The organism is Bradyrhizobium sp. Ash2021, assembly GCF_031202265.1.
Lineage (GTDB): Bacteria > Pseudomonadota > Alphaproteobacteria > Rhizobiales > Xanthobacteraceae > Bradyrhizobium.
The window spans coordinates 9,228,811-9,248,242 of record NZ_CP100604.1 but is presented as its reverse complement, the minus strand read 5'-3'; the positions used below and the strand labels follow the sequence as shown (position 1 = coordinate 9,248,242).

17 protein-coding genes are annotated in these 19,432 nt (G+C 63.4%); 8 read left to right on the top strand and 9 right to left on the bottom strand.

Annotated elements, in window-relative coordinates:
* Positions 1 to 389: 389 nt before the first annotated feature.
* The 3 genes from NL528_RS44400 to NL528_RS44390 all read right to left on the bottom strand — a co-directional run bounded on the left by NL528_RS44400 (position 390) and on the right by NL528_RS44390 (position 3,362).
* Positions 390 to 779 carry a response regulator gene (locus NL528_RS44400; RefSeq protein ID WP_309180659.1) on the bottom strand — a complete coding sequence of 130 codons (390 nt, stop codon included), beginning with the start codon at positions 777 to 779 and terminating at the stop codon, positions 390 to 392.
* A 151-nt stretch (positions 780 to 930) separates the two neighbouring features.
* Positions 931 to 1,596, bottom strand: a complete 666-nt coding sequence (locus tag NL528_RS44395; RefSeq protein ID WP_309180658.1) for a response regulator transcription factor — start codon at positions 1,594 to 1,596, stop codon at positions 931 to 933.
* A complete protein-coding gene (locus NL528_RS44390; protein ID WP_309180657.1) occupies positions 1,593 to 3,362 on the bottom strand; it encodes a PAS domain S-box protein in 1,770 nt (589 codons plus the stop codon). Before NL528_RS44390 ends, NL528_RS44395 begins: the two co-directional genes overlap by 4 nt.
* Positions 3,363 to 3,932: 570 nt before the next feature.
* Here NL528_RS44390 and NL528_RS44385 point away from each other — a divergent pair.
* Together NL528_RS44385 and NL528_RS44380 are read left to right on the top strand one after the other, a co-directional pair.
* The gene (locus NL528_RS44385; RefSeq protein ID WP_309180655.1) at positions 3,933 to 4,079 is read left to right on the top strand and encodes a hypothetical protein; all 147 of its coding nucleotides are present in this window, start codon (positions 3,933 to 3,935) and stop codon (positions 4,077 to 4,079) included.
* Between the two features lie 202 nt (positions 4,080 to 4,281).
* Positions 4,282 to 4,893 (top strand): NYN domain-containing protein, encoded by a 612-nt coding sequence (locus tag NL528_RS44380; protein WP_309180653.1) that lies wholly within the window; start codon positions 4,282 to 4,284, stop codon positions 4,891 to 4,893.
* 10 nt (positions 4,894 to 4,903) lie between these two features.
* Here NL528_RS44380 and NL528_RS44375 read toward each other — a convergent pair whose 3' ends face one another.
* The 4 genes from NL528_RS44375 to NL528_RS44360 all read right to left on the bottom strand — a co-directional run bounded on the left by NL528_RS44375 (position 4,904) and on the right by NL528_RS44360 (position 8,234).
* Positions 4,904 to 6,283, bottom strand: a complete 1,380-nt coding sequence (locus tag NL528_RS44375; RefSeq protein WP_309180652.1) for an ATP-binding protein — start codon at positions 6,281 to 6,283, stop codon at positions 4,904 to 4,906.
* Complete coding sequence (locus NL528_RS44370; RefSeq protein WP_309180650.1) at positions 6,270 to 6,962, bottom strand: response regulator transcription factor; 693 nt, start codon at positions 6,960 to 6,962, stop codon at positions 6,270 to 6,272. The genes NL528_RS44375 and NL528_RS44370 overlap by 14 nt, the downstream gene beginning before the upstream one ends.
* A gap of 322 nt (positions 6,963 to 7,284) precedes the next feature.
* Complete coding sequence (locus NL528_RS44365; RefSeq protein ID WP_309180649.1) at positions 7,285 to 7,791, bottom strand: hypothetical protein; 507 nt, start codon at positions 7,789 to 7,791, stop codon at positions 7,285 to 7,287.
* Between the two features lie 206 nt (positions 7,792 to 7,997).
* A complete protein-coding gene (locus tag NL528_RS44360; protein WP_309180648.1) occupies positions 7,998 to 8,234 on the bottom strand; it encodes a hypothetical protein in 237 nt (78 codons plus the stop codon).
* Positions 8,235 to 8,618: 384 nt separating this feature from the next.
* Here NL528_RS44360 and NL528_RS44355 point away from each other — a divergent pair, with 384 nt between their 5' ends.
* Positions 8,619 to 9,107: a DUF417 family protein gene (locus NL528_RS44355; protein ID WP_309185275.1), complete on the top strand. Its 489-nt coding sequence runs from the start codon at positions 8,619 to 8,621 to the stop codon at positions 9,105 to 9,107.
* Positions 9,108 to 9,173: 66 nt separating this feature from the next.
* On the opposite strand, the gene NL528_RS44350 is transcribed toward NL528_RS44355, so the two are convergent.
* Complete coding sequence (locus NL528_RS44350; RefSeq protein ID WP_309180647.1) at positions 9,174 to 11,969, bottom strand: [protein-PII] uridylyltransferase; 2,796 nt, start codon at positions 11,967 to 11,969, stop codon at positions 9,174 to 9,176.
* A 201-nt stretch (positions 11,970 to 12,170) separates the two neighbouring features.
* Between NL528_RS44350 and NL528_RS44345 the strand changes: the two genes are divergently transcribed.
* Both NL528_RS44345 and NL528_RS44340 read left to right on the top strand, forming a co-directional pair.
* The gene (locus tag NL528_RS44345; protein WP_309180646.1) at positions 12,171 to 12,680 is read left to right on the top strand and encodes an OsmC family protein; all 510 of its coding nucleotides are present in this window, start codon (positions 12,171 to 12,173) and stop codon (positions 12,678 to 12,680) included.
* Between the two features lie 131 nt (positions 12,681 to 12,811).
* Positions 12,812 to 13,606 carry a hypothetical protein gene (locus tag NL528_RS44340; protein WP_309180645.1) on the top strand — a complete coding sequence of 265 codons (795 nt, stop codon included), beginning with the start codon at positions 12,812 to 12,814 and terminating at the stop codon, positions 13,604 to 13,606.
* 92 nt (positions 13,607 to 13,698) lie between these two features.
* On the opposite strand, the gene mutS is transcribed toward NL528_RS44340, so the two are convergent.
* The gene (mutS, locus tag NL528_RS44335; RefSeq protein WP_309180644.1) at positions 13,699 to 16,440 is read right to left on the bottom strand and encodes a DNA mismatch repair protein MutS; all 2,742 of its coding nucleotides are present in this window, start codon (positions 16,438 to 16,440) and stop codon (positions 13,699 to 13,701) included.
* A 240-nt stretch (positions 16,441 to 16,680) separates the two neighbouring features.
* Between mutS and pcaF the strand changes: the two genes are divergently transcribed.
* The 3 genes from pcaF (at position 16,681) to pcaG (ending at position 19,316) form a co-directional block, all read left to right on the top strand.
* A complete protein-coding gene (pcaF, locus tag NL528_RS44330; protein ID WP_309180643.1) occupies positions 16,681 to 17,889 on the top strand; it encodes a 3-oxoadipyl-CoA thiolase in 1,209 nt (402 codons plus the stop codon).
* A gap of 123 nt (positions 17,890 to 18,012) precedes the next feature.
* Entirely contained in the window at positions 18,013 to 18,714 is a 702-nt protein-coding gene (gene pcaH / locus NL528_RS44325; protein ID WP_309180642.1) for a protocatechuate 3,4-dioxygenase subunit beta, read from the top strand.
* On the top strand, positions 18,714 to 19,316 hold the full coding sequence (gene pcaG / locus NL528_RS44320; protein ID WP_309180641.1) for a protocatechuate 3,4-dioxygenase subunit alpha: 603 nt from the start codon (positions 18,714 to 18,716) through the stop codon (positions 19,314 to 19,316). The genes pcaH and pcaG overlap by 1 nt, the downstream gene beginning before the upstream one ends.
* Positions 19,317 to 19,432: the final 116 nt, after the last annotated feature.

The window sequence follows — 19,432 nt, the reverse complement described above, 5'->3', positions numbered from 1 at the left end:
GAATGAAGTTCTTCTGGCCTTCGCGAAGACAAGCGCGTCCGCAGTAATGTTCACCCGCAGGACTTCGCAAAGAGACTATCTTGGCGTCTTCACTGTCGCATTCGGAACAGCGTGGGCATGCACGCATGGCGGCCTCCTTTTGAGGAATTGCCATTCACTGATCGTAGTGTGATGCATTATCTCGCCGTCGAATTATCGAAAGGCGACGATACCCCTAGTCTCATTCCCGCCCCCCCGATATTCAACTTGTCTAGATGGTTGGTCCGCTCATCCCTACGTATATCGGGCCCCCGCCCGATGGCGTCGGTGGTACGTCGATGGTATGCTGTTCCCGTTTTGTCCGCCGTCGCCCGGACCGATCCGGTCGGTGCCGCCCTGGCCAAATTGCGTCAATTGCTCCTTCCATCGCCGTGATTACGCAGAGCGAGGTCGAGGCAGCTGATCAAAGCTTCTCCGGCGAACGGCTTGGCCAGGAAACAGGTCGCTCCTGCTGTCAGGGCCCGCGCGCGAACGTTCTCGGTAGAGAAAGCCGTGATGAAAATGAACGGCACCCGGTATCCGCCGGCAAGCAGGTGGGCTTGTAGTTCGAGACCGTTCATTATTGGCATGTGAACATCTGCTATCACGCACGAGGTGGCATTCAGGTCAGGCGAGCGCAGGAACTCCTCGGCCGATGCGAATGCATGGACGATGTATCCAAGCGACCTCACGAAGTTGTAGGTCGCGGCGCGAACGGAGCCGTCGTCGTCGATGATCGAAATTACGGCTGGGTTGGACAAAGCGGTCCTTCCTGGAGGGCGAGCAGAATACCTCTTGGTGTAAGCCGCTTTGCGGCAGAGTGCTCGGCAAATAAAGAACGGAAAATCATACTTAGGTTTGTAGGGCGCAAGCGGATGGCTTGATGATGCATCAGGTCACTTTATGCGCAGGTCACTGCGGCGGCGCCGCGCGCTGCAATCCGAGCCTCTGGGCCATCTTCACCAGATCGGCCAGCGATTTCGCGGCCATTTTTCGCATGATTTGCCCGCGATGTATCTTCACGGTGATCTCGGCAATTCCGATTTCGGCCGCGACCTGCTTGTTCATGAGTCCAGCGGTGACCAGAGCCATCACCTCCCGCTCCCGGGCGGTCAGGGTCTCGAAGTGCGCATGCAGGTCCGAGAGGATCTTGGCTTCATCGCGGCTATTTCGGTCGCGTTCGATCGCCGCCGCCACGGCATCCAGCATGTCCTGATCGCGGAATGGCTTGGTCAGAAAGTCGACAGCGCCGGCTTTCATCGCCCTGACCGTCATCGGGATATCGCCGTGACCCGTCATGAAGATGATTGGAATGTGGATGCCCGCCCTGGCAAGGTCGACCTGAAAGTCGAGACCACTCAGTCGAGGCAGCCTGATGTCAAGGATCAGGCAACTGGCAACATCCGGAAGCTTGCTCTGCAGGAATTCGGAAGCCGACCCGAACACTTCGACGCGCAAGCCCACTGACCGGAACAGACTGCTGAGTGCCTCACGCACCGACGCGTCATCGTCGACAACGTAGACGATCGGCTCCTCCGCGCTTGCAACGTTGCGAGGCGATGTCGAACGGCCGATCACGGTGTATTGTCCTCCTGCTGCATCGGCAAGCTGAACTGAAACGTCGCACCGGGTCCCGTATTGCCGGAGGCCGACAGCCGCCCGCCATGAGACTCGACGATCGATCGGCAGATCGACAGGCCCATGCCCATGCCGCCGGATTTGGTGGTGAAGAAGGGGTCGAACAGCCGGTCGGCGTGCTCGGCGGCCAATCCGACACCGCAGTCGCTTACCGTGACCAGAATTTGACGACCTTCATCCTGATGCGTCCGGATCACCAGCTCGCGCGGTCGGTCGGTGACGGGTTGCATCGCTTCAATGCCGTTGACAACGAGATTGAGGATTACCTGCTGCAGCTCGATCCGATCGCCGAGGACCAGGCCGAGGCCGGGGGCCAGTTCCATACGCAGCGACGTCCGCTGGCCGAACAGTTCGCGATGCAGCAAGGTGATCACCTCGTTGACGACTTCATTGATGTCCAGCGGCACTTTCTGGTAGGCGGTCTTGGTTACCAGAGCACGGACGCGCTGGATCACTTCGCTAGCCCGATTACCGTCATTGACAATCGACTCCAGAGCGATGTGCGCTTCCTTCAGGTCGGGAGTGTCGCGGTCGAGCCAACGCAGGGCGGCCGCGGCGTTGGCGACGACGGCAGCGAGCGGCTGGTTTACCTCATGGGCGATCGATGCAGCCAGTTCCCCGAGAGCCGTCACGCGCGCGACGTGCGCGAGTTCGGCCTGCGCTTCATGCAGTTTCTCTGCGGCTCGCTTGTGTTCCGTGACATCTGTCACCGCTCCGACAAATTCGACGCCGCCCGATGCATCGGTCACAGCATGCGCCGTCGCATGGACACATTTGGTCGAGTCGTCGGGCAGCAGCAATCGATATTCGTGATCGAAATCCCTCCCGTCGCTGGACGCCCGGTCGATGGTCTGTTGCGCGCCCGCTCGATCGTCGGGATGAATGCGTTGAACGACCATGTCGAGCGTGACGAAAGGTGCCCTGTCGTAGCCAAATATTCGGAAAGTTTCGTCCGACCAGATGCTTTCGCCGGTGGCGACACGCCAGCCGAAGCTGCCGGTGTGGCTCAATCGCTGCGCTTCGGCCAAATAGTTCCCACTCTGCCGCAGGGCGTTTTCTGCCTCCTTGCGCTCGGTGATGTCCTCGCATGCGATCAGGACGATCAACCGGTTATTCTGCCGTCGCACGGCTTTGGCGTTTTCACGAACCCATAGCGCCGAACCGTCGTTGCGGACCTTTCGGATCTCCCAACTGTGGGTTTGGCCGATATTGTCCAGGCAGACGGCAACATTATTCCGGACCCGGTCCCGGTCTTCCTCAAAGAAGACTTTCAGCACGGATTGCCCGAGCAATGCGCTGACCGGATAGCCGAGCTGCGCGGCACCAAAAGTATTCACGGACAAGACAGTGCCGTCCGCATCGACCATGAAGTACATGACCGGGTTGTGCTCGAAGACCTCCTTCCACTGCGCCTCGCTCTCGCGCAGCGCTTCTGTCGCACGCTGTTCGGCCCTTGTGCGGCTGTCGAGTTCGGCTTCCATTTGCCTGCGGGTACTCCCCACCAGGTGCACCATGATCATTGCGGCGAGAAACAAGGCGATCAGCAGCGCGACGGCAATCAAATGGTCAGCGATATCGGGTGCGGGGCCGAGCACGAGCCAGATGCAGGCTGCCGCCAGCCACGCCAGCGCCATGCCGCCGAGCAGCGATTGCTCGGCAGAGCGCGAGAATTTCAGTTTCTGGTTACGCATGGCAGCACTAAGCATTTGGCCATCCGGGCCGGCGCTGCGTCGTCAGGTGATCACGACCATCAGCGGCAACGACGTGGCCCTCCCAACGGACAGCATCCTAGCAGCTTTTCAAGCTTCGGCCTGTCAAGTAGTTGCGTGAATACCAGGACGTTATGGTGCGCCGCGATATGCGCAGCGTCTCAAGCCATTTGCCGTCGGGGCCGTTCGTGCGCCTGTCCCTCGCCAGGCTCAGGCCGCCGATCCTAAACCTAGGTATGTTCCTCTCAACCAAATGTAACCTACGGATCAACCTCCGTTCAATGGTCCGGCGCATCTGCGCGATTACGCTCGCTGGATAGCCGAGCCGCACCTGAGCGACCTGCTCGCATTGGACGTTGCATGTCGCCGCCGTTGTCCGGAATAGCCGCTTTGTTAATCCTGCTTGCTTAACGACCGCCGTCTTGTCCCGCCACAAATCCGGGGATTGATATGTCAAAGCCAAGCCTGCGATTGATCCATTGCTCGAATGGCATCGGACCGGAAGCAAGGCGCCGGCCGCGCGGCGGCGGCTTCCGACCATTCGTTATTCGTGGAGGCTATGGATCCGTGCCGGACGAGCGTTCATGGCAGGCTGCCCTTGAACTGATCGATCTCGGCTTTCTGGTTTTCTTTGGAAACTATTTTGCCCTCGTGGAGGCGAGTACGGCCGTTCTCGGCGGCCGCAACTGGACGGATCCCGAAAACACCAGCTAGATTGACGTGGTGCGCCCGAACCATCTGCCGCGACCGGGTGGGCCGCTGCAACAGCGCCTCAGGCGCATCGTTCGCATCGACGCTTTGTCCCTCCGGGTCGCGCTAGCTGCCTCGTCACATCGGCCAGCTTCGGCATCTTCCGACCCGCAGGCAGAGATCACCCTGCTGACCTGCGCGTCTCGAATTAGGAGATCAGTGCCTGATGTCACCGCTCGACAAGATCGCGCTCTTTATCGATGGCGCCAATCTCCACGCGACCTGCAGAGCGCTCGGTTTCGAGGTCGATTACAAGCGTCTGCTCAAGGAATTCCAGAGCCGTGGCGTGCTGCTGCGGGCGTTCTATTTCACAACCATTATCGAGGATCAGGAATATTCATCGGTCCGTCCCCTCATCGATTGGCTCGACTATAACGGCTATACCGTCGTTACCAAGCCCACCAAGGAGTTCATCGACGCCGGCGGCCGCCGCAAGGCGAAGGGCAGCATGAATATCGAGCTCGCCGTCAATGCGATGGCGCTCGCCGGTCATATCGACCAGATGTTTCTGTTCTCCGGCGATGGGGACTTCCGCCCGCTGCTCGAAGCGATGCAGCGCCGCGGCGTCCACGTTACCGTCGTCTCTACCAATGCCAGCCAGCCGCCGATGGTGGCCGACGAATTGCGGCGGCAGGCCGACCTCTTCGTTGACCTTGTGGGATTGAAGCCCAAGCTCGGGCGCGACCCGTCGGTGCGGCCGGGACCACGCGAGATACGCCAGCGATCGCCCCAATTCGCGTCGCGCGGGACGATCAATGGAAATGACCTCACGGAATGATTTCTCGACGCTAACCGGCCGGCGCCGAAAACCACAGCATGAGCTTGAGCCCCGGCGAATTGTCGCGCATCTCGATCCGTGCACCGTGCAGGCGGGCGACGGCGGCCACAAGGCTCAGCCCGAGACCGTTTCCCGGCGTGTAGCGGCTCTGCTCGAGCCGGTAGAAGCGCTTGAAGACATGCTCATGCTGGTCGGCGGGAATTCCCGGCCCGTCATCGGCGATCGAGACCACCGGCCTGCCGTCGATGGTCTCGTTCGCCACCACGACATGCCCTCCGGCGCGGCCGTGCTTGATCGCATTGTCGACGAGATTGGCGATCGCGTCGAAGATCAGATCGCGATCGCCCGTCACCAGCACCTTGGGATCGCCGACAATGGTGAGACGGGTGCCGTCCGGTTCGGCCGCGGCATCGTACAGCTCGACGACCTCACCGGCGATTTCGACCAGGTTCACGGTGCGGAACGCGCCCTTGCGCTCCCGGGTCTCGATCTGCGCAATCCGTGTCAGCGAGGAGAATATCCGCAACACCGCGTCGAGGTCGGCGATGGTGTCGCCGATCAGCGATTGATCGCCGGCGCCATCGCGCTGACCGTGATAGGCCTTCTCCAGCCGCCCGCGCATCCGCGTCAGCGGGGTCCGCAGATCGTGCGCGACGTTGTCGCTGACCTGCTTGACCTCGCCCACCAGGGTTTCGATGCGGTCCAGCATCTGATTGAGATTCTCCGCAACGCGATCCCATTCGTCATTGGTGCCGCGGAGCGGGATGCGCTTGTCGAGCCCGCTCTGCATGATGGCCCGGCTGGTCGCGTTGATCGATTCGATGCGCCCGACGGTCCGCCGCGTCACCAGAATGCTGGCGACTGCCGCCAGCACGAAGATCAATGCGATGCCCGAGATCACCGCGAGCTTCATCTGATCGGTAAAGCTGTCGAGGTCACCGATATCGCGTCCCACCAGCAGACGATCGCCGTTGGCGAAGGTTTCGAGCATGGCCCGCAGCAGCGGCCGGTCGGCCGTGCCACGCAACGGCTCCGGCGCGCGAAACTCGGCCCATCCCCTGGCCGCCGCGACCGTCGCCGGCCATGCCTTCAGGTTCCCGGCCAGCGGGACCAATGCGCGATCGACGAGCAGATAGACATTGCCGGCAAAGCCCCGGTCGGCGATGCGCTGCTCGATCAGGGCGGCCAGGCCTTCGCGCCCCGATTGCGCGTAAGCGCCTTGCAGGCTGACATAATCGGTCATGATGGCGCGATCCGAGCGGCCGCGCACGTAGGAGGAGGTGGATAGATAGACGTAGCTGAAAATCGCCGACGCGATCAGGCCAAATGTCCCGATCGCGATCAGCGCCAGCCGGAACGTCGATGACGTGAGCGTCTTAGTCAGGAGCACGGAGGCAGTATCCCATGCCGCGCACCGTATGGATCAGCGGATAGGCCTGCTGGCCGTCGACCTTGCGGCGCACGCGTCCGACATAGACATCGATGATATTGGTCGAGGGATCGAAATGAAGGTCCCAGACGTGCTGCAGCAGCATCGCCCGGGATACGACGCGACCCTCGTTGCGCACCAGATATTCCAGAAGCTGGAATTCCCTGGGCAGCAGCAGGATGTCCTTGCCGTGCCGGCTGGCGGTCCGCGACATCAGGTCGACGGCGAGATCGCCGACCCGCAAAATGGTCTCCTTGACGATGGTATCGCTGCGCCGCCCCAGCGCCTCGACGCGCGCCAGCAATTCGACGAAGGAAAACGGCTTGACCAGGTAGTCGTCGCCGCCGGAACGCAGACCGCGCACCCGGTCGTCGACCTCTCCGAGCGCGCTGATGATCAGCACGGGTGCGGCAACGCCGTCGTCGCGCAATTGACGCATCACCGCAATGCCGTCGATATCCGGAAGCATGCGATCGATCGTGATCACGGCATAGTCGGAGGTCGCGCCGCGGTTCAGCGCCTCGTTGCCGGTGGCGGCCAGATCCACCTGGTAGCCGCTGCTGGTGAGCGAATCCACCAGCTGCCCGGCGGTTTCCGGGTCGTCTTCAACGACCAGAATACGGCGGTGACCTCCCGTCATGGTCCTTGTTCTCCGAACGACCGGTCGAGCGCCCAATCAAGCGCCCAAACGAGCGCCCAAGTCTCAAGCGTCCAAGTCGCCTCGCTTGGCCTAGATATACGTCAGAAACCGAGTGGAAGGTCGTCTGACGGGTCGCACATAAGCGTGATGGCCGCAGCCGGCCGATCCAGATTCGGCTTCGCTGCTCACGACCGCAGCTTGCCCGTGAACCGAGCCGACGCGATGGTACGCGATACAGGCCAACGCGTCGGGCGGCGTTCCAGCCATGCGCCGGATCGAGATGACAGCGGCGTCCGTTCGATCGCGCCGCGCTTCGGCCGCGTCAGTAATAGTTGCCGTAGCAGACGTTGACCCACTGCAATCCATAGGACGTCCACACCCGGCGCCAGCAATCGTCGTAGCCGGCGTAGACATAGGACCCGTCAAAGAATGCGAAGCGATGGTGGCGATGATGGAAGAACCGGCCGTTATGGAAGAATCGGCCGTTATGGAACGCGAACCGGGGCGAGATTCCGGCATGGGCGAACCGCGCGCCTCCGAAACGTCCGCCGACGAAATGCGGTCCGCCGATAGCGGCGAAATGCGCGCCTCCACCGCCGAAGTGCGGGCCACCGCCGCCAAAGCCGCCGCCATGCATGCCGCCGCCAAAGCCGCCGCCATGACCGCCGCCCATGCCGCCGCCAAAGCCGCCGCCGTGTCCGCCACCGCCACCACCGCCGCCGTGCCCGCCACCACCACCGCCGCCACCGCGGGCGAGCGCCGGTGACGCAAGCGCTAGCGACGTAGCAAGCGCGCCTGCGATGAGGCTTCTAAAGAACTTGTTGTTCATCGGGATCCTCCTCCGTGGTTCAATTGCAGCGACGAATACCGCCGCAGGAAGAACGATCAGGAGACCCAACCGATCCAATGATTACAACTTACAAAGGCGACAGTTTCTGACAGCGAAGTTAGTTTCGCCGCACGTCGCGGAGGCGAAGTTGCTAGGGGCGAAGAACGAGGCTCGTAACGGGCTGTTCGACGGCCGGGAAGCGCCAATCAAGGCATAACAAGCGTGATGACCCCGTCGGCGCTGTCCCCGCTGTTGATGCCGTCGCGGGCCATCGATTCGATGACAGGCCATTTCTGCCGAAAAAGCGCCGACGCCTCGTGTATGTCCGAGGCGTCTACCCTGACGCAGCACGCCCGCCGTCCACCTTCGTTCGCGATCTGAAAGAAGAAGGTGTAGCCAGCCGGCTCCCCATTGCCTTTCATCGGCGTTCGTTCTTGTCGCATCCAGTATCCCCTCTGATTTGCGTCGAACCAGAGCAGACTGCATTTTCAATTTGGATTTTCGTGCGGCGCGATTGTGACACAGGAAAAATCCGCGCGCAGTGTTGCAAACATCAGACAGTTGGAACGGCGACGGTCTGGGAAGACGCAGCGATTCGCGGAATCGTCACGACGAAGGAGGACGAATCCTCCGGCGATCATGCATCACGGTACGCGCTGCCGCCGCATTTTCGTTCCGCGAAAATTTCGCGCCTGTCGCATGCACACAATCGTGATTCGTGGAACCGTGGCTGCGCGTAACGAAGGTGCCGCGCGTGCGTAAATCGGGAACGTGCCGCGAAAAGCGGCAGCTGTCGTCAATCTTGATCAGGGAACGAAATGGTCGGCATGAAAACATCACTCAACATCGCCGAAAAAGGCGCCGGATCCTATCGTGTTCTGGCCATACTGCGCTGGGTCATGGTCGTGATCTTCGTGTCGTTTGGCATGCAGAAGTTCACGCTGCAGTCGGCCCAGGGCATTGTTCAGTTCATCAGCAATAGTCCATTTATTTCGTGGCTATCGGTATTCGGCCTAAGGGGAGAGGCGTATTTCCTCGGCGTTGCTGAGTTTGGCATTGCGGCGCTGCTCGCGGCGGGCGCGTTCAGCCCGATCCTGTCGGCGATCGGTTCGCTGATGGGGGTGATCACTTTTGCCATCACTTGGTCGTTTTTCTTCACGACTCCCGGTGTTGTCAAATGGAGCCTGTCGACCGATCCGATAGCCTGGAATTTGACCGGCGAGTTCATATTCAAGGACATCGTCCTGCTGTGCGTCTGTGCGGTGTTGTTTCTCGCGTCCCTGCCGCAATCCGTCATCCGGTCACGCTCGGCCTAGAACGTGTCCATCATCGTGGCTCGCGGTTGCGCGTGCCGGAAATGACGCGCGGAGAGAGCGCCCGGCTCACGCCGCCGGCTGGGCCGCGGTGTCTTCGTTGGTGAGCAGATGGATCAGCGCGCTCTTGATCGCGGCCTGCCGCGTCGGTGCGTTGATCTGCGCGCCCAAGAGGTCGGTGACGTAGAACACGTCGCGGGCGCGCTCGCCGAAAGTCGCGACATGGGCCGAGGCGATATTGAGGTTGAGTTTCGAGATCGCCGTCGTCAGCTGGTACAACAGACCCGGCCGGTCGAGACCGGAGACCTCGATCACGGTGTAGCGGTCCGACCATTGATTGTTGATGATGACTTCCGGCTCGACCACGAAAGGGCGCGTCTTGCCGCGGCTCGCCGCCCGGCGCGCCACCACGTCGGGCAGGCGCAACTTGCCTTCGAGCACGTCCTCGATCATCTCGCCGATCCGGGTGGCGCGCCGTCCTTCGTCCTCGTCGCGGTCGTATTCCCGCGAGATCGCGATGGTGTCGAGCGCGCGGCCGTCGGTGGTGGTGTAGATCTGCGCGTCGACGATATTGGCGCCCGCCGACGCGCAGGCCCCGGCGATGATCGACAGCAGCCAGGGATGGTCGACGGCCAGAATCGTCAGTTCGGTGACGCCGCGCGCCTCGTCGAAGCCGACATTGATCGCAAGCTTGTGGCCGGCGGTTTCGCTGGCGCGCAGGAAGCGGGCATGGCGGATCTTGCGCGGCAGCTCGACCTTGAGCCAGTACGCCGGATAATGCCGGCCGATATAGGCGTTGAGTTCCTGCTCCGGCCATTCGTTGAAGGCGGCGCGGAATTCCCGTTGCGCGACCTCGATGCGCTGTGCGCGGTTCACTTCCGAGAAGCCGCCGGTCAGCACCGGCTCGGTCTCGTAATACAGCGTGCGCAGCAGCTGCGCCTTCCAGCCGTTCCAGACGCCGGGCCCGACGCCGCGGATGTCGGCCGTGGTCAGGATGGTCAACAGCTTCATCTGCTCGACCGACTGCACGACGGCGGCGAAATTCTCGATCGTCTTGCGGTCGGACAGGTCGCGCGACTGCGCCACCGACGACATCGTCAGATGCTGCTCGATCAGCCAGGCGATCAGTTCGGTGTCGGCGGTGTTGAATCCGAGCCGCGGGCACAGCCGCCGCGCTACCTTGGCGCCGGCGATCGAATGATCCTCGGGGCGGCCCTTGGCGACGTCGTGCAGCAGCGTGGTGATGTAGATCACCGCGCGGTGCTCGGGGCGGATCTTGCGCATCAAATCGCTGGCGACGATGAACTCGTCGTTGCCGCCGCGTTCGATCTCCTGCAAATGGCCGATGCAGCGCAGCAGATGTTCGTCGACCGTGTAGTGATGATACATGTTGAACTGCATCATCGACACGATCTTGCCGAAGGCGCGGATGAAATGACCGAGCACGCCGGTCTCGTTCATGCGCCGTAGCACGGTCTCCGCATCGTTCGATGCCAGGATTTCCATGAACAGCCGGTTGGCTTCCGGGTTCTCGCGCAGCGGCGTGTTGATCAGCTTCAGCGAGCGCGTCACCGTGCGCATGGCGTCGGGGTGGAAGGCGAGATTGTTCTTCTGCGCCAGGCGGAAGATCCGGATCAGATTGACCGGGTCGTGCTTGAAGACATCGGGGGCGGCGAGGTTGATGCGGTTGTTGTCGACGATGAAATCGTCGCTGTCGGGCACCCGCCGCCGGTGCATGCTCGGCCTTAAGCGAGCCACCATGCGGCTCAGGACCGGTGCCGGCTTCTTCTGCTCTTCTTCCAGCTTGGCGCACAGGATCGCGGTGAGATCGCCGACGTCCTTGGCGATCAGGAAGTAGTGCTTCATGAAGCGTTCGACATCCTGCATGCCGGGATGCGAGGTATAGCCGAGCCGGACCGCGATCTCGCGCTGCATGTCGAACGACAACCGCTCCTCAGGCCGCCCGGAGAAGAAATGGATGTTGCAGCGGACCGACCACAGGAAATCGGCGCAGCGGCGGAAGGTGCGGTATTCCTGCGCGTCGAACACGCCGCGTTCCAGCAGTTCGTCGGTCTCGCGCACGCGGTAGACATATTTGGCGATCCAGAACAGCGTGTGCAGGTCGCGCAGCCCGCCCTTGCCGTCCTTCACATTGGGCTCGACCAGATAGCGCGATTGGCCGGCGCGGCGGTGCCGCTCCTCGCGCTCGGCGAGCTTTGCGGTGACGAATTCGGACGCGGTGCCCTGCACGACCTCCTTGTCGAACCGGTTGACCAGTTCGTCGTACAGCGGCTGGTCGCCGGTCAGGAACCGGGTCTCGAGGATCGCGGTGCGGATCGTCATGTCGCCGCGCGCCTGCCGGATCGATTCATCGACCGAGCGGGTGGCGTGGCCGACCTTCAAACCCATGTCCCACAGGCAATAGAGGATGGCTTCGGCGACCTGCTCGCCCCAGGCGGTCTGCTTGTAGGGCAGGATGAACAGCAGATCGATATCGGACTCGGGCGCCATCAACCCGCGGCCATAGCCGCCGGTGGCGACCACCGCCATGCGCTCGGCGCCGGAGGGAATATGCGAGCGATAAAGGTGCCGGGTTGCTGCGGCGTAGAGGATGCGGATGATCTCGTCCTGGACGAAACACAGCCGCTCCGCGCAGTGCCGGCCGTGCCGGTCCTTCAGCAGCACGGCCTGGGCGGTGGTGCGCGCCGCGACCATTTCGGCCTTGAGCAGTTGCGCCATCGCCGCGCGAAACACGTCCTCGCGGCCGGCGTGTTGTTCGGCAAGCGCGTCGACCGCGGCGGTGATCCGCGCGGTATCGAACCGTTCGTCGGCTTGTGGGCGGGGCTCGGTCACGGCGCTGTCCATGACCTACCCCGATATCGGACGCCGCTTGCGCTGTCACTGTACATTCTGCGGCGGCGGCGTATCCATGGTGGAATTCCAAAGGGCATGTATATATAACGTATTGAACTATCAAATGATTTTGTCTGGGCCGCAACCTTGCGTGGTGACATCGGCGTGATTTGGTATTAAAGCCGCCCTACAAGAAGCATCCGGGAGAAAAAAATGGACGCTGCCGAACTGCGCATTATGCAGGCCCCGATCAAGGAACGTTACAAGTCCGATCCCTCCGCCGCGGTCATCACGCTCAAGGCCAAGGGCTCGATCGACAATGACGGCCTCACCTGCAAGGTCGAGACCGGCCGCGCGCTCGCGGTGGCAGGTCTGCATCCCGCCACCGGCGGCTCCGGACTTGAATTGTGCTCGGGCGACATGCTGCTGGAGGCACTAGTGGCCTGCGCCGGGGTCACGCTGAAATCGGTCGCGACCGCGGTCGACGTGCCCCTGAAAGCCGGCAACGTCATCGCCGAAGGCGATCTCGATTTCCGCGGCACGCTCGGCGTCGACAAGGAAGCCCCGGTCGGCTTTGCCGAAATCCGCCTGCGCTTCGACGTCGCAACCGACGCGCCCCAGGACAAGCTCGACCTGCTGTTGAAACTGACGGAGCGCTATTGCGTGGTCTACCAGACCATCAAGAACGGCCCGAAGGTTTCGGTTTCGATGAAGCGGATTTGATCTTGCGTCGTCCCGGCGAAAGCCGGAACCCATACGCCGTGTCCCCTCGTTTCTAGATCCGCCGCTCAACGGCTTTCGCGCCACACGAACAGCTGCGGTTATGGATCCCGGCCTTCGCCGGGACGACAAAAATGTCCCCCGAACTCATCTTCATCCTGACGCTCGTCCTTCGTATGGCGATCACGGCGGCGTTCGTGGTGACGGCCTCCGTCATCACCGAGCGGTCGGGCCCCGTGATCGGTGCGCTGGTCGCGACGCTGCCGATTTCGGCGGGGCCGTCCTATGTCTTCCTCGCGCTCGATCATGACGCCGCGTTCATCGCCGAGGGCGCGCTGGCGAGCCTGCCGATCAATGCCGCGACGATCCTGCTGGGGCTCAGCTATGTCATCCTGGCGCAGCGCCGCAGCGTGCTGGTCAGCGCCGGCGCCGCGGTCGCAGTCTGGATCGCGCTCGCGTCCGTGATCCGCTCGGTGCAATGGACGCTGGCCGGCGGATTGATCGCCAATGCGATTGCGTTTGCGATCTGCGTGCCGCTGTTGCAGCGCTACCGTCACGTCAAGATGCCGATCGTTGCACGCCGCTGGTACGACATTCCGCTGCGCGCCTGCCTGGTCGCGACCTTGGTGGCAACCGTGGTCACGCTGTCCGGCTGGGTCGGTCCCAAAATCAGCGGCATCATCGCGCTGTTCCCGGCCGTGTTCACTTCAATAATGCTGATCCTGCATCCGCGCATCGGCGGCCCGCCGACCGCGGCGGTGCTCGCCAACAGCGCCTGGGGATTGATGGGGCTCGGCGTCGCCATTGCCGTGCTGCATGTCGCCGCACTGCAGTTCGGCTCGGCGATCGCCCTCAGCGCGGCGCTGGCGGTCTGCGTGAGCTGGAATCTCGTGCTGTGGTGGTATGGGCGAAGGAAGGTGGCGCGGTAACCGTTAGGTTGTCATTCCGGGATGGTCCGAAGGACCAGACCCGGAATCTCGAGATTCCGGGTTCGATGCTCCGCATCGCCCCGGAATGACGGCTAGGGCTTCGGCAATTTCGCCTTCAGCGCATACAACGCCTCCAGCGCCTCGCGCGGCGACATCTCGTCGGGGTGCAGCGTCTTTAACGCCTCGACCAGCATTTCCGCCTCGGTCGGCGGCGCCGGTTCGGCGGCGGCGCGGGAGGGGACGGCGAACAGCGGCAAATCGTCGGCGAGCGCACGCGCGCTCTGGCCGCGGTCCTGCGCTTCCAGTTTTGCCAGCACCGATTTGGCGCGCGCGATCACGGCCGGCGGCAATCCTGCGAGTTTCGCGACCTGGATGCCGTAGGATCGGTCGGCCGAACCCGGCAGCACTTCGTGCAGGAACACGACGTCGCCCTGCCATTCCTTGACGCGCACGGTGGCGTTGAACATCCGCGGCAGTTTTGCCGAGAGCGCGGTCAGTTCGTGGTAATGCGTCGCGAACAAGGCGCGGCAGCGGTTGCTCTCATGCAGATGCTCGATCGCGGCCCAGGCGATCGAGAGGCCGTCGAAGGTCGCGGTGCCGCGGCCGATTTCGTCGAGGATGACCAGCGAGCGTTCGCTGGCCTGATTGAGGATCACGGCGGTCTCGACCATTTCCACCATGAAGGTGGAACGGCCGCGCGCCAGATCGTCGGCCGCGCCGACGCGCGAGAACAGCCGGTCGACGATGCCGATCCGCGCCCGCGACGCCGGCACGTAGCTTCCAATCTGCGCCATCAGCGCGATCAGCGCGTTCTGGCGCAGGAAGGTCGATTTACCGGCCATGTTGGGGCCGGTGATCAGCCAGATCTGGCCGGACTTTTGTCCGGGTCCCGGCGAAAGGTCGCAGGCGTTGGCGATGAACGGCTGGCCGTCGCGCTTGAGCGCCTGTTCGACCACCGGATGTCTTCCGCCTTCGATCGCAAAGCCGAGCGAAATATCGACGTCGGGCCGCACATAGTTATCATCGACCGCAAGCTTTGCCAGCGCGGTCGCGACGTCGAGCAGTGCGAACGCATGCGCCGCGCCGCGCAACTCGTCGCTGGCGGCGAGCGCCTGTCCGCACAGCCGCTCGAAGATCTCCAGTTCCAGCCCGAGCGCGCGGTCGCCGGCATTGGCGATCTTGGCTTCGATCTCGCCGAGTTCGGAGGTGGTGAAGCGAACCTGCCCGGCCAGCGTCTGGCGATGGATGAAGGTCGCGTTCAAGGGCGGCGACATCAGTTTGTCGCCGTGCTGCGCGGTGACCTCGACGAAATAGCCCAGCACATTGTTGTGACGGATTTTGAGGCCCTTGATGCCGGTGTCGTCGGCGTAGCGCGCCTGCATCGCGGCCACCACAAGGCGCGAGGCGTCGCGCAGGCTGCGGGTCTCGTCGAGGGCGGCTTCATAGAATTCGCGGACGAAACCGCCATCGCGCTTGATCAGCGGCAATTGCTCGGCCAGCGCGCGCTCGAATTCGCGCGCCAGATCGCGCGAGGGCCGGCGCAGCGCCTCCATTACGGCAGCAATCTCGGCCGGCGGCGCCTCGAGTTGCCCCAGCCGCGCCAGCGCCTGATCGGCCGCCAAAATGCCGTCGCGCAATCCAGCGAGATCGCGCGGGCCGCCGCGTCCGACCGATAGCCGCGCCAGCGCGCGCGACATGTCGGGCGCGCCTTTGAGCATGCTGCGGATATCGTCACGCGCGGCGCTGTCGGCGACGAAGGCGGCGATGGCGTCCAGCCGCCGCGCGATCGCGGCGCTGTCGGTCAATGGGGCCGCCAGACGTTGCGCCAATAGCCGCGATCCGGCCGCGGTGACGGTGCAGTCGATCGCATCGAGCAGCGAGCCGCGCCGTTCGCCGGCCAATGTGCGCGTCAATTCGAGATTGGCGCGGGTGGCGGGGTCGATCGCCATGGTGGTTCCGGCGGCCTCGCGCGACGGCGGCGACAGCGGCGGGCGTTTTCCCACCTGGGTGCGGTCGATATAGGTGACGGCGGCGGCCGCCGCGGTCGCCTCCAGCCGCGACATCGCGGACAGGCCGTCCATGGTCGCAACCGCAAAGTAGTCGCACAGCCGCCGTTCGGCGGTGGCGCTGTCGAACACGTCGCGGGTCAGCGGTGTCACCGCGGGCAGTTCGCGCAGCAGGGGACCGAGATCGGGATCGCCATAGAGCGCGTCGGTGACGATGACCTCGTTCGGATTGATCCGCGCCAGCGTTGCCGCGAGTTCCGCGGTCGCGCATTCCGTGACCGAGAATTCCGAGGTCGAAATATCGATCCAGGCAAGCCCGATGCGGTCGCCGCCGGCCGAGGCCCGGGCGCGGGCAATCGCCAGCAGATAATTGTTGGTGCGGGCGTCCAGCAGCGTGTCTTCGGTCAGCGTGCCCGGCGTCACCAGCCGCACCACGCCACGGCGCACCACGCTCTTGTTGCCGCGCGCCTTTGCTTCGGCGGGATTCTCGGTCTGCTCGCACACCGCGACGCGGTGGCCGGCTTCGATCAGGCGGTGCAGATAGTCCTCGGAGCGCTCCACCGGCACGCCGCACATCGGGATGTCCAGGCCCTGATGCTTGCCGCGCTTGGTGAGCACGATGCCGAGCGTTTTGGAGGCGATTTCGGCGTCCTCGAAGAACAGCTCGTAGAAATCGCCCATCCGGTAGAACAGCAACAGCCCGGGATGGCCGGCCTTGATCTCCAGGTATTGTTCCATCATCGGCGTGACGCGCGACGGCGCGTCATTGGCCGGAGTAGCCTCGGGCGTTGCTTCGGGGGGCACGGGGATGGACTGCTGGATTGTCATCGGGGGCGGAAACTACAAAATTTTCGCGGTCGGGTCCTATTCCTTTGCCGGTGTCATCCGGGTTTTCCACCTCTGTGGCCGCTTAATTCAGCACCCCGGCGCTGCGGGCATGACCGACCTCCCGCGAAAGCGCGGCGGGGGGCGCTGCGGTCAATTGACCTGCCCCAAAGGCGCTCCTAAAACTCGCCATCAAATCCAGCGGGGCCAACGCCTAAAACGCGGCATTCAGGGAGAAATTCGATGCGTGATGTCTATATTTGCGATGCCGTCCGGACCCCGATCGGCCGCTTCGGTGGCTCGCTCGCCAAGGTGCGCGCCGACGATTTGGCTGCGGCCCCGATCAAGGCCTTGATGGCCAAGCATCCGAAGCTCGACTGGTCGCAAGTCGACGAGGTGTTTTTCGGCTGCGCCAACCAGGCCGGCGAGGACAACCGCAACGTTGCGCGCATGGCGCTGCTCTTGGCCGGCATGCCGGACTCGGTTCCCGGCCAGACGCTGAACCGTCTCTGTGCCTCGGGCCTCGACGCAGTGGGCGCCGGTGGCCGCGCGATCCGCGCGGGCGAAATCGATCTTGCGATTGCCGGCGGCGTCGAATCGATGACGCGGGCGCCGTTCGTGATGGGCAAGGCGGCGGAAGCGTTTTCGCGCTCCGCCGACATTTTCGACACCACCATCGGCTGGCGCTTCATCAATCCCTTGATGAAGGCGCAGTACGGCGTCGATGCGATGCCCGAGACCGGCGAGAACGTCGCCGAGGAGTTTCAGGTGTCGCGCGCCGATCAGGATGCGTTCGCGATCCGCTCGCAGCAGCGCGCAGGCGCGGCGATCGCCTCGGGCTATTTCGCCGAAGAGATCACGCCGGTTTCGGTGCCCGGCGGCAAGGCGGGTCCCATTACCGTCGACAAGGATGAGCATCCACGCCCGGAAACCACGCTGGAAGGCCTCACCAAATTGAAGCCGATCGTGCGCAATCCCGGCACGGTGACCGCGGGCAATGCGTCCGGCGTCAATGACGGCGCGGCTGCAATGATTCTCGCCTCGGAAGCCGCGGTGAAGAGGCACGGGCTGACGCCGCGGGCGCGCATCCTCGGGCTCGCCTCGGCTGCGGTGCCGCCGCGCATCATGGGCATCGGCCCGGTGCCGGCGACGCGCAAGCTGATGGAACGGCTGGGCCTGAAAATCAGCGATTTCGATTTGATCGAGCTCAATGAAGCCTTTGCCTCGCAAGGCATAGCTTGCCTGCGGCAACTGGGCGTCCAGGACGATGCCGACTTCGTCAACCCGCATGGCGGCGCGATCGCGCTCGGCCATCCCTTAGGCATGAGCGGCGCGCGGCTGGCGCTGACGGCGGTGCACGGCATGGAGAAGCGCGGCGGCAAACGCGCGCTCGCCACCATGTGCGTCGGCGTCGGTCAGGGCGTCGCGATGGCGATCGAGAAGTTGAACTGAGGGAATCCTGGCCGTCATTGCGAGGAGCGCAGCGACGAAGCAATCCATTCTTTCTTTTTGCAGCACAATGGATTGCTTCGCTACGCTCGCAATGACGGGGAGGGTGCTGAAAGGACTTACCCCATGACTTTAAACTACCCCATCGAAAGCCTCGCGGCGCATCCGCCGCGGCTGTCGCCGGCCTACAAGAGCACGGTGAAACGCACGCCCTCGAAGCCGCTGATCATCATGCGGCACACGCTGTCGGAACTGACCGGACCGGTCTACGGCCACGAGACCGTGCGCGAGAACGACAACGATCTCACCCTCCAGTGCAAGGGCGAGCCGCTCGGCGAGCGCATCATCGTGCACGGACACGTGCTCGACGAAGACGGCCGCGGCGTGCCGAATGCACTGATTGAGCTGTGGCAGGCCAATGCCTGCGGCCGTTACATCCATGTCGTCGATCAGCATCCAGCACCGCTCGATCCGAATTTCACCGGCGCAGGGCGCACCCAGACCGACGCTGCGGGCTACTACAAATTCGTCACCATCAAGCCCGGCGCCTATCCCTGGGGCAATCACCACAACGCCTGGCGTCCGGCCCACATCCATTTTTCGGTGTTTGGCCATTCCTTCATCTCGCGGCTGGTGACGCAGATGTATTTCCCCGGCGATCCCCTGTTTCCGTTCGATCCGATTTTCAATTCGGTGACGGATGAAAAGGCGCGCAACCGGATGATCTCGAGCTTCGATCTGGAAAACACCCGGCCGGAATGGGCGCTGGCCTACCGCTTCAACATTGTGCTGCGCGGCCGCAACGCCACGCCGATGGAGACCAAGTAGTGCCCGAGAGTTCAAAAGGAGTTACGCCGTCGCAGACCGTCGGTCCCTATTTCGCCTACGGACTGACCCCGAACGGCAAATATGACTGGAACGACGCTTTCAGCAATAATCTCGTCACGCCGGACACCTCGGGCGAACGCATCCGCGTCGAGGGCAGGGTGTTTGACGGCGACGGCGCGCCGGTGCCGGATTGCATGCTGGAGATCTGGCAGGCCGATGCGCAAGGCGGGTTCTCCGATCCGCAGGACAAGCGCGCGCTGCCCAATTCATCGTTCAAGGGGTTTGGCCGCTGCGGCAGCGACGGCAATGGCGGCTATGCCTTCGACACCATCAAGCCGGGCGTGGTGCCCGATCCCGACGGCAAGCCGCAGGCGCCGCATCTCGTGCTCGCGGTGTTCGCGCGCGGCATGCTGCTGCATCTCTATACCCGGATCTATTTCGACGGCGAGGCGGGCAATGCCGCCGACCCCGCGCTGGCGCTGGTGCCGTCCGATCGCCGCGCCACGCTGATTGCGACCCGCAAGCCCGGGACAGGGAATGCAGTCTATTGCCTCGACATCCGCCTGCAGGGCGACAACGAGACGGTGTTCTTCGAGGTGTAGCGCAGCGTTCCAGGCGCGGAGTCGAACTCTTCTCCCTCGCCCCGCTCTTCGCGGGGAGAGGGTTGGGGTGAGGGGCTGCTTCCGCAAACACTGAATGCGCGGAGAGTCCCCCTCAC

Coding starts and splice junctions, on each gene's coding strand:
- NL528_RS44365 (WP_309180649.1), bottom strand. CDS start 7,791: ATGAACAACAAGTTCTTTAGAAGCCTCATCGCAGGCGCGCTTGCTACG.
- NL528_RS44390 (WP_309180657.1), bottom strand. CDS start 3,362: ATGCTTAGTGCTGCCATGCGTAACCAGAAACTGAAATTCTCGCGCTCT.
- pcaF (WP_309180643.1), top strand. CDS start 16,681: ATGCGTGATGTCTATATTTGCGATGCCGTCCGGACCCCGATCGGCCGC.
- NL528_RS44380 (WP_309180653.1), top strand. CDS start 4,282: ATGTCACCGCTCGACAAGATCGCGCTCTTTATCGATGGCGCCAATCTC.
- NL528_RS44370 (WP_309180650.1), bottom strand. CDS start 6,962: ATGACGGGAGGTCACCGCCGTATTCTGGTCGTTGAAGACGACCCGGAA.
- NL528_RS44340 (WP_309180645.1), top strand. CDS start 12,812: ATGTCCCCCGAACTCATCTTCATCCTGACGCTCGTCCTTCGTATGGCG.
- pcaH (WP_309180642.1), top strand. CDS start 18,013: ATGACTTTAAACTACCCCATCGAAAGCCTCGCGGCGCATCCGCCGCGG.
- NL528_RS44345 (WP_309180646.1), top strand. CDS start 12,171: ATGGACGCTGCCGAACTGCGCATTATGCAGGCCCCGATCAAGGAACGT.
- NL528_RS44350 (WP_309180647.1), bottom strand. CDS start 11,969: ATGGACAGCGCCGTGACCGAGCCCCGCCCACAAGCCGACGAACGGTTC.
- mutS (WP_309180644.1), bottom strand. CDS start 16,440: ATGACAATCCAGCAGTCCATCCCCGTGCCCCCCGAAGCAACGCCCGAG.
- NL528_RS44360 (WP_309180648.1), bottom strand. CDS start 8,234: ATGCGACAAGAACGAACGCCGATGAAAGGCAATGGGGAGCCGGCTGGC.
- NL528_RS44355 (WP_309185275.1), top strand. CDS start 8,619: ATGAAAACATCACTCAACATCGCCGAAAAAGGCGCCGGATCCTATCGT.